This window comes from Microlunatus ginsengisoli (assembly GCF_039537205.1).
GTDB classification, from domain to species: domain Bacteria; phylum Actinomycetota; class Actinomycetes; order Propionibacteriales; family Propionibacteriaceae; genus Microlunatus; species Microlunatus ginsengisoli.
On record NZ_BAABAB010000017.1, the window covers coordinates 1 to 14,096 of the forward strand.

Consider the following 14,096-nt stretch of genomic DNA (forward strand, 5'->3'; position numbering starts at 1 on the left):
CCGCACCCACCACCACAACCTCCCAACGCCGAGGTGTTGCGATGACTACTGGAGACCGCCCGCTCACCGGCGAAGGTGCGCGAAGTCGCGCTACGCCGCGCGAAGTCGAGACAGGAGGCGGTCCGGGTCGCGCAGCGCCGCGAAACGGTCTGGTCGCGGCGCGGCGAGCTCAGCGGATCGTGTAGCCGCCGTCCACCAGCAGGTCGGCGCCATTGATCATCTGGGCCGCGGCGGAGGCGAGGAAGACCGCCGCGGCGGCGATCTCGTCGGGATAGGCGAACCGCCCGACCGGGATCTGCGCCTTCAGCGCCTCACCCTTCTCGCCCGCCCAGGCCTTGCGACCGAGATCGGTGAGCACGACCGTCGGGCTGATCGTGTTGGCGGTGACCCCGCGGCCCGCCCACTCCGACGCCAGCACCTTGGTCAGCCCGACCAGGCCGAACTTCGACGCGCAGTAGGCGGCGTGCTGGTCCAGTGCCACGGTGGCCGCCTGCGACGCGATGTTGATTACCGTCCCGCGGCCCTGCGCCAGCATCGCCCGGCCGACCACCTGGCACATCCGGAACGCGCCGGTCAGGTTGACCGCCAGGGTGAGGTCCCAGTCCGCGGCCGACAGATCCTCCGCCGGCGCCAACCGGGCGACCCCGGCGCAGTTCACCAGGATGTCGATCCGGCCGAGCTCCGCCAGGACGCGTTCGACGGCGGCGGTCACCGACGGCTCGTCGGTGACGTCGCAGCCGATGCCGACCGCGCCAGCCAGCTGTGCGGCCATCGTGGCGGCGGCGTGGTCCGCCGCGTCCAGGATCGCGACCCGGGCGCCCTTGGCGGCATAGGCCCGGGCGATCGCGGCGCCGATCCCGGATGCTCCACCGGTGACGATGGCCGTCCTCCCGGACAGCGAGAAGTCCAGGTCCACCGACGGCTCAGTCATGCCCGCCAGTCTGCTGCATCGAGCGACCGGTCAGGGAACGATGATCAGCTTTCCGCGGACGTGCCCGGTCCGGCTGAGCGCGAAGCCTCCGCCCCCTTCGCCGTCAGCCTGAGTAATTCTCGACCCGAGAAACGAGTGCCGGAGGGAGGCTGAGCGTGAAGTCACGTCGCCAGCCGGTTCTGCTGTCGAGTTTTCCTCGACAGCGACCTCCGCGCTGCTTCTCACCAACCCTCGGTGAGCACCTGGTCGAGCCGATCGACGAAGAAGTCGACGCTCTCGACCGTGATGCACAACGGCGGCTTCACCTTGAGCACGTTGGAGTGGTCGCCGGTGGCGTGCTCGATCACCCCGAGCTCGCGCAGCCGCTCGCAGATGGCGGTCGCCTCCGCGGTCGCCGGCTCCAGCGTCTCCGGATCACGGACCAGCTCGATGCCCTGGTAGAGGCCGCGGCCGTGGACGGTGCCGATCAGCCGGTGCCGGCTCGCCAGCTCGGCGAGCCGGGCGCCGAGGTGTGCGCCGACCCGCCGGGCGTTGCCCTGCAGATCCTCGTCGCGGATCGCGTCCAGCACCGCGATCCCGACCGCCGACGACACCGGGCTGCCGCCGACCGAGGAGAAGAACGCGCCCTCGGAGGAGAATCGCTCGGCCAGCTCGCGCCGGGTGACCACGAACCCGATCGGGTGGCCGTTGCCCGCGGCCTTGGCCATGGTGACCACGTCCGGCACGACGCCGTGCAGCTCGAAGCCCCAAAATGCGTCTCCGGTCCGGCCGTAGCCGATCTGCACCTCGTCGGAGATCGTCAGCCCACCGGCGGCACGGACCGTCTCATAGACCTGTGCCAGATAGCCGGCCGGCAGCTCCACCCCGCCGGCGTTGCCCGAGATCGGCTCGGCGACGAACGCGGCCGGACCGTCGGGCAGGCCATCGACGATCGCGCGGACCGCCTCCGCATAGCGATCGGCCGCGTCCGGTCCGCGATGGGCGCCGCGGAACTGGTTCGGCATCGGCACCAGGTGGATCCACGGCGGCCGGGTGTCCCGCGAGCTCGGGTTGTCGTTCAGCGAGGTGGAGATCTCGTCGGTCGCGGTGGTCCAGCCGTGGTAGCCCCCGGCCAGACAGATGGTGTCCTTCCGGCCGGTGGCGGTACGAACAATCCGCAGCGCCAGATCGACCGCCTCGCTGCCCGAGTTGACCAGCAGCACTGTGTCGAGCGGCTCGGGCAGCAGCGCGACGATCCGTTCGGCATAGTCGACGATTCCGGCGTAGGAGAACCGCGAGTTGGTGTTCAGCAGGCCGAACTGGCGGGCTGCCGACGCCGTCACGCCGGGATGGCTGTGACCCAGCACCGCGACGTTGTTGACCATGTCCAGATAGACCCGGCCCGAGGTGTCGATCAGGTGCTGCCGCCAGCCGCGCTCGATCCTCGGCGGTCGCGCGTAGTAGTGCTGCTGGACCCGGGCGAGCACGCGGTCGCGCCGGGCGACCAACTCGGTGCTGGAGGAGGTCGTCGCGTCCGGCCGTGCCAGGCCGAGCAGGGCGTACGCGTTCGGCGAGATCGCCTGCCAGGCCGCGGCCAGCGACGGCTCGACCACTCCGTCGGCGACCACGCCGGCCGGGGTCAGCTGGACGTGCAGGTGGGAGGGCAGCGGATGATCGTCGTCCGCCGCGAGCACGTGGCCCAGCACCTCCCCCGCGCGCACCAGGCTGCCCGTCTCGACGTCGGGTGCCAGCTCGGCAAGCGTGACGTCCACCTCGCCGGCGCGCAGTACGAGGTCGTGGGCCGAGGTCGCCACCACCACGCCGCCGGCCGGCGCGCGGACCTCGGTTCCGGCGGGGACGAAGGCGTCGGCACCCAGGTGGACGCTGGGCGTCTCGTCCGCGCTGTCCGGCACCACGAACGGCAGGGTCGCGCCGCCTCCGGTCACCGCGTACCCGTCGAGCAGCGCGGCCTCCAGCGCATCCCGCGTGGCCGCCGGGCTGGTCCAGGTGCCGTCGGGGAACAGTGTCGAGGTCACCGAGAAGTCGAGGAACGGCGCCTCGGGTGGCAGCTCGACGACGGCCCGATCGGCTCGCCAGCCGGCGACGGCGCGCGCCGCCGGACCGGGGTCGAGCCCGGTCGCCTGCCGGAGCGCAACCTCGGCCAGCGGGAACGGCACCGCGGCCGCCCGATTCAGGATGAGCCAGTCCAGCGGCTGCTCCTCGCGGGCGTACTCGTTGCCCGGGTCGGCGGCCAGGATGTCGTCGACGCTGGTGGCCAACACGGTGGCCCGGGCGGCGACCAGCGGCCAGACGGCAGCGATCTCCGCCTCGGTGAGCGGGGTAACGGCCTGGAAGCCGGCCACCACGGCGCACGCGTCCAGCAGCGGCGATCGTCGGGTCCGGGTCAGCAAGGACGTGAGGGCGGTGGCCAGATCGGCGACCAGCCAGCTCCGGACGACGTCGCCGAAGTCGATCACCCCCGTCGGCATCAGCCGTCCGGCCTCGTCCTTCGCGGCGACCACGTTGTAGTCCGCGAGGTCGGCGTGCACGACCTGGGACCGCAGCGCGGGCGCCAACGAATCGAGTGCCGCCCAGGCCCGCTCGCTCAGCCCGACAGCGGCCGCGCGCCGGCCGGGGTCCGCGACGGAGGTCGCCAACGTCTCGACCACCCGCGCCGCGTGCCGGCTGTCGTATTGCAGGATGCGGTCCGCGGCCGGGTGGTCGAAGCCGGACAAGGCGGCCGACAGCCGGGCCGCGAGCGCGCCGAACCGGCCGAGGGCGAGATCGCCGAGATAGCCGGCGTCGGAGAACATCTCGCCGGCCACGAAGGTCAGCAGCCGGACGTGATGATCGACGCCGCGGATCGGCACCCGGAGCAGATCACTGCCGTCCGTCGCAGCGACCGGAACCGGAACATCGAGTCCGGTGCCTGCCGCGGACAGGTGCTGCATGGCCTTGTTCTGCAGATCCAAGACGTCCGGGCCGAACGCGGGGTTCGCGATCTTGAGGACGTACGTCGTGGCGTCGGCAGTGCGGATCCGGAGATTGGTCTCCTGGTTGGAGCCGAGCGGCTTCGCGGTGCCCTCGATCCCGAACAGGTCGCGGGCGAGGGCTTCCGCCTCGCGCTCCGACACCGGGGTCGCGGGCGGCGTCTCGCCCCAGAACGGCGCGCTCACGGCTGCAACCTACCGATTGGGCCACCGACCTGCCACCGGATCGGGCGTCACGATCCAGCGGCGCCGGGCGGGGTGAGCGCGCGCAGCGCGGCATCCACGACCTCGGATCGCACCGACTCCATCGAGAAATCCTCGGGGAACAGCACCGCGCAGTCCTGGAGGCCGCCGAACGCGACGATGGCCCGGACCTGATCGCGTGGCTCGGTGCCCACCAGGACCTCGTCGAGCTGGATCCGCCAGGCGATCAGCTTCGGGATCAGATCGAGCCGGGTCATCACCTGCAGGTCGTTCACCACCCCGCGGAGCAGTCGTCGATGGACCAGGCAGAGATCGAAATAGCGCTCCAGCACGGCGCGCGGCTCGGCCAGCGTGCCGGCCTGGACCTCCTCGATCAGCCGCTGCTGGTCGTCGACCATCGGCTGGAGCAGCTCGGTGAGCAACTCGTCCTTCGACCGGAAGTGGTAGTACAGCGCCGCCTTGCTGATGCCGAGGCTCTCGGCCACCTCGCGCAGGCTGGTCTGGCCGTAACCGCCGGAGGCGAAGAGCTCGAGCGCAGCCTCCTTGATCGCCTCGCGGGAGTCACCCTCCAATCGCGGCACTACGCACCCTCCTGCGATCGACGAACGAGCCAATTCGCGCGTCACCCTATCCGCCAACGCGGCCATTGACTACCTGCCGGACGGTAAGTACCCTACTTACCGACCGGTAAGCAGTCGGGAGGGACAGGGATGACGATGACCACACGGGTCCTGATCTCGGGTGCGAGTGTCGGCGGACCGGCGGCCGCATACTGGCTGGCTCGTTCGGGGTTCGACGTGACGGTGGTGGAGAAGGCCGAGGCGGTGCGCGGCGGCGGCTATCCGATCGACCTCCGCGGCGTCGCCGTCGAGGTCGTTGCCCGGATGGGCCTGCTGGACGCGGTTCGGGCCCGGCACATCGCGACCAGACGGGTGACAGCGGTGAACCGGTCCGGGCGGCGGATCGCATCGATTCCGGCGCCAGCCGAGTTCGGGCCGTCGGGTCCCACCGCCGACCTCGAACTGCCGCGCGGGGAGCTCACCGCTCTGCTCTTCGAGGCATCGCGAGATCACGCCGAGTACGTCTTCGGTGACTCGATCGCCGCCCTGCAGCAGGACGGCGCCGCGGTCCAGGTGACATTCGAGTCCGGCCGGCAGGGCGCCTACGATCTCGTGGTCGGTGCGGACGGCGTCCACTCCAACACCCGGCGGCTGGCGTTCGGTCCGGAGGAGGCCTACCACCGCTATCTCGGGCACAGCTTCATCGGCTTCTCGGTGCCGAACACGTACGGGCTGGATCGCGAGGTCGTGCTGGCGAACTCGCCGGGTGCGCTCGCCGCGCTGTACGCCGCCGGGTCGAGGCCGGACCTGCACGTTCTGCTGGCCTTCCGCACGCGACTGCCCGAGCGCGCCGAGCTGGCCGACCGGAGCTACCAGCGCCGAGCGGCTCGTGCCGCCTTCGCGCGCGGTGGGAGTTGGACGGATCGGCTGCTCGACGCCCTCGACGAGGCTGAGGATCTGTACGTCGACACGGTGAGCCAGATCGTCATGCCGACGTGGCACCGCGGACACGTCGCCCTGATCGGCGATGCCGCCGCCGCGCCGTCATTCCTGTCCGGCGAGGGCACCAGCCTCGCGATCGTCGGCGCGTACGTGCTCGCGGCGGAGCTCGGCGCAAGCGATCCGGGATCGGCGATGCTCGGCTACGAGCGTCGCCTTCGGGACTACGTGCGGCGCAACCAGGCACTTGCCTCGACCTCGCGGAGGTTCCTGATTCCGGCGACCCGGGCCGAGCTGGTGCTCCGTGATTGCGGGCTGCGGCTGGGGCCGCTGCTGATCCGGTCCGGGCTCCTGGACCGTGCGCTCCGGACGGCGGCGAACGCGGTCGAGCTGCCCGACCCGCCGGCCCGCTGGTCACAACAGGCGGGTCGCCGAATCGAATAGACCACTGGCCCAGGGCCCACGTCCGAGGTCGGCTGTACGGTGGCCGGACTCGGGCGATCAACGAGGTGGGGGCTGTGGCACGTGAGCGACGACGCTGAACCGACGACCGCACCGGCGGTCGGCCTGGTCGCGGGCACGGAGGACTCCACCCCGCTGGTCTTCCGGGTGGCGATCGGCGCCGACGGCTACCTCCAGCTCGACGACGTCGTGCTGACCGTCCGCGACGTGCCCGGGGTCGGGCCGGTCAGCACCGCCGGCGTGGTCACCCAGGTGAAAGCGCGGCACGAGGGCGCCTCCTTCGGCTCCGACGTCTTCCTGATCTCCGACGGGGTGCTGCCGGCGCACGTCCAGGAGCTGGCCGAGGTGACCACGACCCGGGTCGACCCGGAGTGCTACATCCCGCCGCTGCCCGGCACGCCGGCGACGCGGGCCACCGGCGCCGAGCGGGACAAGGCGCTGTATTTCGACCAGATGGATCAGAAGGTGCCGATCGGGCTCGGACGCGACGGCGAGCCGATCTTCGTCAACCTGGAGTTCCTGGACGGCACCCGCGGCGCGCACGTCTCGATCTCGGGCATCTCCGGGGTCGCCACCAAGACCAGCTTCGCGCTGTTCCTGTTGCACGCCCTGTTCACCTCCGGGGTGCTGGGCCGGCGCAGCGTCAACGCCAAGGCGCTGATCTTCTCGGTCAAGGGCGAGGACCTGCTGTTCCTCGACCAGCCCAACATCCGGTTGGACGACGATCTGCGGGCCGACTATGACCGGCTCGGGCTGGAAGCGAAACCGTTCGGCTCGGTCGGCTTCTTCGCCCCGCCGACACCCGGCGACCGGACCGGCCGGCCGCAGGTGACCGGACGTACCTCCGGGGTGAACGCGTTCTGGTGGACGCTGGCCGAGTTCTGCGCGCAGGAGCTGCTGCCGTACGTCTTCGCCGACGTCGAGGACGAACGCAACCAGTACACGATGGTCGTCCACCAGGTCGCCACCCGGCTGCTGCGCGACGCCGTGCCGGCCGGGCGCGACGGCGCGGTCTCCGTCGCGGGAACGACCGTGCGGACCTGGCCGGAGCTGGTCGACCTGATCGCGGACCAGGTCACCGACGACGCCACCCGGCCCGAGTGGGCCGGACCGGTCACGGGCCAGGGCACGATCAACGCCTTCATCCGCCGGCTTCGCTCCAGCGTGCGGGCGCTGACCCCGATCCTGCGCGGCGATCTCACCGAGACCTCCGGCCGGACGATCGACACCGGCAACCAGCAGGTCACCGTGATCGACCTGAACAACCTGCCCGAGCGTGCCCAGCGGTTCGTGGTCGGTGTGGTGATCGCGGCCGAGACGGCCCGCAAGGAACGCGCCGGAGCCGGCGGCCTGCTGTTCACCATGATCGACGAGCTGAACAAGTACGCCCCGCGCGAGGGGAACTCCCCGATCAAGGACCTGCTGTTGGACATCGCCGAACGCGGCCGGTCGCTCGGCATCATCCTGATCGGCGCCCAGCAGACCGCCAGCGAGGTGGAGCGGCGGATCGTCTCCAACTCCTCGATCAAGGTCGTCGGCCGGCTGGATCCGGCCGAGTCCGGCCGGCCCGAGTACGGCTTCCTGCCGCCGTCCCAGCGGCAGCGCGCCACGCTGGCCAAGCCGGGTGCGATGTTCGTCTCGCAGCCGGAGATTCCGGTGCCGCTGGCGATCGAGTTTCCGTTCCCGGCCTGGGCGACCAGGCTCGGCGAGTGCGCCCAGCCCCCCGGGACGGGTGTTCCCGCCGGCGGCGCGCCGCGGAATGTGTTCGACCGGTTGCCCAGGATAGGCCCCGACGACGACCTCGACGACGGTTCGGTGGAACCGCCGCCGCCGTACTGAGCATGGAAGAGAACTGATGCCCTTCGACAAGCTCAGGGCACATCACGACACGTGCCCTGAGCCTGTCGAAGGGCGGCTTCACCGGCCGAGGGATGAATGGATATGAAGCTGCTGCACACCTCCGACTGGCACGTCGGCAAGACCCTGAAGGGTCGTTCTCGTCTCGACGAACAACGAGCCGTGCTGGCCGAGATCGTCGCGCTGGCGAAGGAGCACGGCGTCGACGCGGTGCTGATCGCCGGCGACCTCTACGAGAGCGTCGCGCCGAGCGCCGACGCGCAGCGACTCGTCGTCCGGACCCTGCTGCAGCTCGCCCGCGCCGGCATCGAGGTGATCGCCATCGCCGGCAACCACGACCACGGCGCGACCTTCGAGGCCTATCGGCCGCTGATGGGAGCCGCCGGGATCCGGCTGTTCGGCCAGGTGCGGTCGGCCGACTCCGGCGGCGCCCACCGGTTCACCGCCCGCTCGACCGGCGAGGAAGCCGTCGTCGCCGTGCTGCCGTTCCTGTCCCAGCGGTACGCCGTTCGGGCGGCCGAGCTGATCGCCCACACGCCCGCGGAGAACGTCGGCGCCTACGACCAGCTGATCCGCGACGTCCTGGGCAACCTGACCGGCCCCTTCGGCGCCGGTCAGGGCGGCGACCAGACCGTCAATCTGACGATGGCGCATCTGACCTGCACCGGCGGCGTCTTCGGCGGCGGCGAGCGCGCGGCCCAGTCGATCATGGAGTACCACGTGCCCGGGGCCGTCTTCGGCGTTGACACCCACTACGTCGCGCTCGGTCACCTGCACCGCCGGCAGCGGATTCCGGCACCGGCACCGGTGCACTACTCCGGCTCGCCGCTGGCGATCGACTTCGGCGAGCAAGCCAACACCAACGTCGTCTGCCTGGTCGAGGTCACCCCGGACACGCCGGCCAAGGTCACCGACCTGCCGATCGGGTCGGGCCGCCGGCTGCGGACGGTGACGGGCACGGTCGAGCAGCTGCTGGCCGACCCGGACTCCTACGGCGAGGACTATCTGCGGGTCTGGGTGCGACAGGCGCAGTACGCCGGGATGCGGGAGGACCTGCTGGACGCACTGCCGAACGCGCTGGAGATCAGGATCGACCCGCAGTTCGCCGCCGACCTGCACCCGGGCACCGACCGCCGGCTGCGCGCGGCGAAGACCCCCGCCGAGCTGTTCGCCGACTACTGCGCCGGCGTCGGGGTCAGCGACGACCGGGTCGCCCGGCTGTTCGACCAGCTGCACGACGAGCTGTCGGGGAGGACCTAGGGCGTGCCTGATGATCCGTGGTCGATAGCGAGCGGCGTCCAGGACGTGGCTGGCGTGTTGGTGCGGAGCGCCGCCTTCGGCGGCCAGCGGAGGAGGAGGTCGTAGCGGTGTTCTACGGACGACGACGCGAACGAAGCCAGGCGCGTCCTGGGCGTCGCGCAGCCGACGACGGATCGTCAGGTGCGCCCTAGTGCGGCCGGTCCGGCTCGACCTCGACGGCTTCGCCAGCTTCCGCGACCCGGCGAGCATCGACTTCGCCGACGCCGACTACTTCGCGTTCGTCGGTCCGACGGGCTCGGGCAAGTCGACCGTGATCGACGCGATGACGTTCGCGCTCTACGGCTCGGCGCCGCGGTGGGGCTCGATCTCCTCGATCCAGTACGCACTGGCGCCGACCGCCAACCGGTGCACGGTTCGGCTGATCTTCGACGTCGCCGGGCAGCGGTACGTCGTCGCCCGCGAGGTGCGGCGCAGCGGCGCCCAGATCTCCCAGCGCAACTGCAGCCTGGAGCGCTACCTCGACCCGTCCGCGTCCGGCCGACCGGACGCCGACGAGCCGACCGAGATCCTGGCGGAGAACCCGCGGACCGCGCGCGAGGCGGTGGTCGAGCTGCTCGGGCTGGACTTCGACGACTTCTGCACCTGTGTGGTGCTGCCGCAGGGCGACTTCGCCACGTTCCTCAAGGCGAGCACGGCCGAGCGGCAGAAGATCCTGCTCAAGCTGATCGGCGCGAAGCACTACGACGACATCGGCAAGCTGGCCGGCCGCCGCGCGGCCGAGGCCGGGACCCGGGTGGAGGTGCTGACCGGCCAGCTGGACGAGCTGGCAGACGCGACCCCCGACGCCGAGGCGGCCGCCGTGGCCCGGGAGGCCGAGCTGGAGCAGCTGCAGCCGATCGCTGCCGACGCGGTCGCGACGATCTCGGCGGCCGTAGCGGAGCTGGCGTCGGCGCGCGAGCGTCTGGACCGGGTGACGACGGAGAGCACCCTGCTGGGATCGGTCGTCGCCCCAGCCGGGATCGCCGATCTGCAGCGGGCGGTGACGGAGGCGGAGGAGGCGTACCGGTCGGCCGGCGAGCAGGAGATGCTCGCGGGGAACGCGGCCGAGCTGGCCCGGCGTGCGGTGGACCAGGGACCGGCACGAGGGCCGCTGCAGGCCGCACTCGCCTGGCACCGGGAGCGCGCCGAGGGGGTGGCCGGCCTGGCGGCCGCCGTCGAGCGGGCCCGGCTGGCCACCGACGACGGCCGTACCGCCGAGCTGGCGGCGCGCGACGCCGAGACCGATCTCGAGTCCCGCCGCAGCGACCACACGTCGGCGGTCAGCGCCCGCGGCGCGGCAGGTGATGCGCTGGCGGCCCTGCAGGGTCGGATCGACGCCCTGGCCGCTATCAACCCGCCGGACGGGCTGGCCGAACTGGCCGCCGCCGGCGCCGCCGCGCGAGCAACCCGGGACGCCGCCACCGCAGAGATCGCGGCGGCCGAGACCGAGCTGGCCACCGTTCGCCGGCTGGTCGAGAACCTGCCCGAGCGCAGCGCGCTGGACGAGACGGCGCGCACGATCGAGGCGTACGCGGCCGCCGCCGACCAGGCGAACGGGCTGAGCTCCGAGCGAGACCGGGCGGCGGCGGAGCTGGCCAAGCGGTCGGAGTGGCTGACCGCCGCCACCGATGGCCGCGACCACGCCCGGGCGACACGCGACCGGGCCCGGGTCGAGGCGGTCGCCGCCGACCTCCGGCCCCGGCTCCACGTCGGCGATTCCTGCCCGGTCTGCGACCAGCGGGTGGCGACCCTGCCGCCCCCGATCCACGCACCATCGCTGGACGCCGCCGGCGATGCCCTGGCCGCGGCCGAGCACGAGCTGGCGGCCGCGCGAGCGGCACACCAGGCGCAGAGCACCACGCTGGCCACCCTGGATACCCGGCTCGGCGCCGCCACGGACCGCCGCAACCAGCTGGACGACCTGCTCCGCTCCCGGCTGCCGGAACAGCCCGGCGGCGATGCGCGCGATACCGCGACCGATCGTCGCGCGCATGCCGCGCTGCTCGCCCGGCTGGACGCCGCGACCCGGCAGGGACGTGAGCTGACCGAGCGGATCGACCGGGCGCGGGCGGCGGAACGGGCTGCGGCCGACGAGTTCCGCCGCATCGACGCCACCGCCGACCGGGCCCGGGCGGCGCTGCACGCGGCGGCCGGCCGGCTCGCGGGCGAGCAGCCACCCGCGGTCGAGGCGGCCGACATCGCCGAGGGCTGGGCCGGATTCGCCGGCTGGGCGGCCGGTCGGGCCGGCGAACTGCGCACCGGCGAGCTGCCGGGAGCCGAGCGGACGGTGGCCGACGCGCAGGCCGAGCTGACCCGGGCCGCCGGAGAGCTGGCGGCGGCCGTCGAGACCGACCGGGTCGCGACCCAGGCGCAGACCGCCGCGGCGCTCGCCGCGCAACGAGCCACCCTGGCGCACGATCAGCTGCTGGATCGGCTCGCGGAACTGGACGGGCTGCTCGCCGGCCAGCCCGACGCGGCCGAGCTGACCCGCCTGCTCGCCGAGTGCGAGCGGTTGGCCGAGGAGGCGCGCCGCTCGCTGGACGCGGCCGCCGTCGCCACGAGGGCACGTCAGGCCGCGGAAGCAGCCCGGGACGCGACCCGGGCCGACCGTGATCGCGCCCGGACGGTGTTCGTCGCCGAACGGGAGCGCCTGGTGCCGCTCGGCGTACCGGCCGTCGCGGCGACCGATCTGGTTCACGCCTGGGACGAGCTGCTGACCTGGGTGGCCTCCGAGATCTCCGGCCGGAAGCGGCAGGCCGCGGAACTCGGCACCACCGTCGACCGGCTGGTCGGACGGCTCGCGCAGCAGCATGCCGGGCTGGCCGAGCTGCTCGCCGGGCACGGACTCGAGCCGGCCGGCGATCCAGCTCAGGTCGTATCGTCGATCATGGTGGAGCGGGAGCGGGCGCGCGGCCGGACCGCCGCGATCGCGCGCAGCCGAAGGGATGCAGAGCGGCTTCACGCCAAGGTTGCGGAGCAGACCGAGACGCACCTGGTGTCGCGCGAGCTGCAGCAACTGATGTCGGCCCGCAAGTTCCCGCAGTGGCTGGCCGAGACGGCGCTCGACACCCTGGTGGCGGACGCCTCGGCGTCGCTGCTGCGGCTGTCCACCAACCAGTTCGACCTGACCCACGACCGGGGCGAGTTCTTCGTCATCGACCACGCCGACGCCGACTCGCGGCGCTCGGTGCGGACGCTGTCGGGCGGCGAGACGTTCCAGGCGAGCCTGGCGTTGGCGCTGGCCCTGTCCGAGCAGCTGTCCACGCTGGCGGCCGGCGGCCGGACGACCTTGGACTCGATCTTCCTCGACGAGGGCTTCGGAACGCTGGACCCGGACGCGCTGGAAATCGTGGCCGGCACGCTGGAGAACTTGGCGCAGGAGGACCGGATGGTCGGCGTGATCACCCACGTCGGCGCGCTGGCCGAGCGGGTGCCCGTTCGGTTCGAGGTCAGCCGGAATTCGCGTACGTCCTCGATCGAGCGGGTCGGCCCGTGAGGTTCGCCGTGGACGGCTGGGACCCCGGCTACGGGACCAGCTTCGGCGTGGACGCCGCCGCCGAGTCTGTGTCCCAGGTGACGACCGACGTCGAGCTGGCTCCGTCGATGTGGCGACCGATCGGACCCGGCCCGGTCGACCAGCCGCAGGCGACCGTCTTCGTCGACGGCGTCCGGCGGCTGGAGGCGCGGCTGTGGATCAGCGCACAAGGCGAGGGCGCGGAGGCGTCGATGGCCCTGGCCGCGTCGTACGCCGCCGGCTCCGTCTGCTGCTGCGACGGCAGCGCCCACTTCCTCAACGCCGAGGTGCGGCGCGGGCTGTTCGCCGTCGCACCGCAGGCCAGCGATGTGGAGACGTGGGCCGGGACGTACCGGGTGTTTCCGACGGTGCTGAACGAGAGCCAAGGTCTGGCGATGAGCCTGTCGGCGTCGCTGCAGCACCAGCTCACCACGCTCGAGATAGCGACCGCCGTCGCGGCACGGGCGCTGCTGGCCGAGCACGGCATCGCCGACGGCCGCGAGTTGCTGATCGTGGATGGCCCGGTCCGCGGCCGGGACAGCCTGCCGCGCGTGCTGGGCTTCATCAAGTCGCACCAGATCGCGTACCTGGACGCTCCGCTGCACGCCATGGTCGGGACCCTCGCCGCCGGCGAACGCACGCCGGTGTTCCTGCTGGCCGGCAACAACTGGAACCGGTTCACCTGGTATCTCCGGCTGCCGGGTCCGCCGAGTCACCCCTGGGCCGGCATCGCCCGGGTGGAGTGCGCCGCCAACCTGCCCGCCTCGGACGCGATCGCGCTGGCCGACCTCTCCCAGGTGGTGCTCCCCCGGTTCGCGAGCACCGAATACAAGGACTCCCGCGCGCCGCAGAACCTCTATCCCGTCGGCGGCCTGGAACGAGAGCTCCGCCGCCGGCTCGGCCATCCCGGCCTGCTCTATCGCGCGCTGCGGCTCGCCGCCGGTCAGCCCGCGGGCTAGATGGTCGCGCCGGCGCAGCGGATCAGCCGGGCTCGCCGCGCCGCTTGCGGCGGACCACGACCACGATGTCGATCAGCGCGGTAACGGCGACGATCGCCAGCACCGTCACCAAGAACAGCGGCACGTCGTGCAGCGCCAAGGTGATCGCGCCGGCCACCGAGACGACCAGGCCGAAGATCGCCAGGCCCAGCCGAAGGTTCAGCGGGCTCCTCGCCGGCGCGGCTCCGCCGATCCCGCCGAGCGGGTTGTGGTGGTCGGGCGGAATGTCCGCCGGCTGAGGGGCCGGTCTCGCCTCGCCGTCGGGCTCGTCTACCTGCGCCATGCGACTCCTGCTCGTGCCATTGACCCAACCCTAATAGCCCAGAACCACTTCACCCCCGGCGGAGGATCCGGCCAGACACC

The 14,096-nt window shown here is 72.3% G+C and carries 9 protein-coding genes; 5 read left to right on the forward strand and 4 right to left on the reverse strand.

Going from position 1 to position 14,096, the window contains the following annotated elements; genetic code table 11:
* Positions 1-169 precede the first annotated feature (169 nt).
* From ABD747_RS12585 to ABD747_RS12595, 3 genes are all read right to left on the reverse strand, one after another.
* Entirely contained in the window at positions 170-931 is a 762-nt protein-coding gene (locus ABD747_RS12585) for a GolD/DthD family dehydrogenase (RefSeq protein ID WP_344804977.1), read from the reverse strand.
* Positions 932-1,152: 221 nt separating this feature from the next.
* The gene (locus tag ABD747_RS12590) at positions 1,153-4,086 is read right to left on the reverse strand and encodes an aminotransferase (RefSeq protein WP_344804979.1); all 2,934 of its coding nucleotides are present in this window, start codon (positions 4,084-4,086) and stop codon (positions 1,153-1,155) included.
* A gap of 47 nt (positions 4,087-4,133) precedes the next feature.
* Positions 4,134-4,685: a TetR/AcrR family transcriptional regulator gene (locus tag ABD747_RS12595; RefSeq protein WP_344804981.1), complete on the reverse strand. Its 552-nt coding sequence runs from the start codon at positions 4,683-4,685 to the stop codon at positions 4,134-4,136.
* A 135-nt stretch (positions 4,686-4,820) separates the two neighbouring features.
* On the opposite strand from ABD747_RS12595, the gene ABD747_RS12600 reads away from it, so the two are divergent.
* The 5 genes from ABD747_RS12600 to ABD747_RS12620 all read left to right on the forward strand — a co-directional run bounded on the left by ABD747_RS12600 (position 4,821) and on the right by ABD747_RS12620 (position 13,694).
* The gene (locus tag ABD747_RS12600) at positions 4,821-6,047 is read left to right on the forward strand and encodes an FAD-dependent monooxygenase (RefSeq protein ID WP_344804983.1); all 1,227 of its coding nucleotides are present in this window, start codon (positions 4,821-4,823) and stop codon (positions 6,045-6,047) included.
* Between the two features lie 81 nt (positions 6,048-6,128).
* Positions 6,129-7,904, forward strand: coding sequence for an ATP-binding protein (locus tag ABD747_RS12605; RefSeq protein ID WP_344804985.1), 1,776 nt, complete (start codon positions 6,129-6,131; stop codon positions 7,902-7,904).
* Between the two features lie 102 nt (positions 7,905-8,006).
* The gene (locus ABD747_RS12610; RefSeq protein ID WP_344804987.1) at positions 8,007-9,182 is read left to right on the forward strand and encodes an exonuclease SbcCD subunit D; all 1,176 of its coding nucleotides are present in this window, start codon (positions 8,007-8,009) and stop codon (positions 9,180-9,182) included.
* A 190-nt stretch (positions 9,183-9,372) separates the two neighbouring features.
* Positions 9,373-12,717: an SMC family ATPase gene (locus tag ABD747_RS12615; RefSeq protein WP_344804989.1), complete on the forward strand. Its 3,345-nt coding sequence runs from the start codon at positions 9,373-9,375 to the stop codon at positions 12,715-12,717.
* Positions 12,714-13,694: a hypothetical protein gene (locus ABD747_RS12620; RefSeq protein WP_344804991.1), complete on the forward strand. Its 981-nt coding sequence runs from the start codon at positions 12,714-12,716 to the stop codon at positions 13,692-13,694. Before ABD747_RS12615 ends, ABD747_RS12620 begins: the two co-directional genes overlap by 4 nt.
* A 22-nt stretch (positions 13,695-13,716) precedes the next feature.
* Here the strand turns inward: ABD747_RS12620 and ABD747_RS12625 are convergent, their stop codons facing one another.
* Positions 13,717-14,016, reverse strand: a complete 300-nt coding sequence (locus ABD747_RS12625) for a DUF6343 family protein (RefSeq protein ID WP_344804993.1) — start codon at positions 14,014-14,016, stop codon at positions 13,717-13,719.
* Positions 14,017-14,096: the final 80 nt, after the last annotated feature.

Excerpts from the sequence above, each read along its gene's own strand:
- ABD747_RS12585 (WP_344804977.1), bottom strand. The coding sequence starts at position 931 with ATGACTGAGCCGTCGGTGGACCTGGACTTCTCGCTGTCCGGGAGGACG.
- ABD747_RS12625 (WP_344804993.1), bottom strand. The coding sequence starts at position 14,016 with ATGGCGCAGGTAGACGAGCCCGACGGCGAGGCGAGACCGGCCCCTCAG.
- ABD747_RS12600 (WP_344804983.1), top strand. The coding sequence starts at position 4,821 with ATGACCACACGGGTCCTGATCTCGGGTGCGAGTGTCGGCGGACCGGCG.
- ABD747_RS12610 (WP_344804987.1), top strand. The coding sequence starts at position 8,007 with ATGAAGCTGCTGCACACCTCCGACTGGCACGTCGGCAAGACCCTGAAG.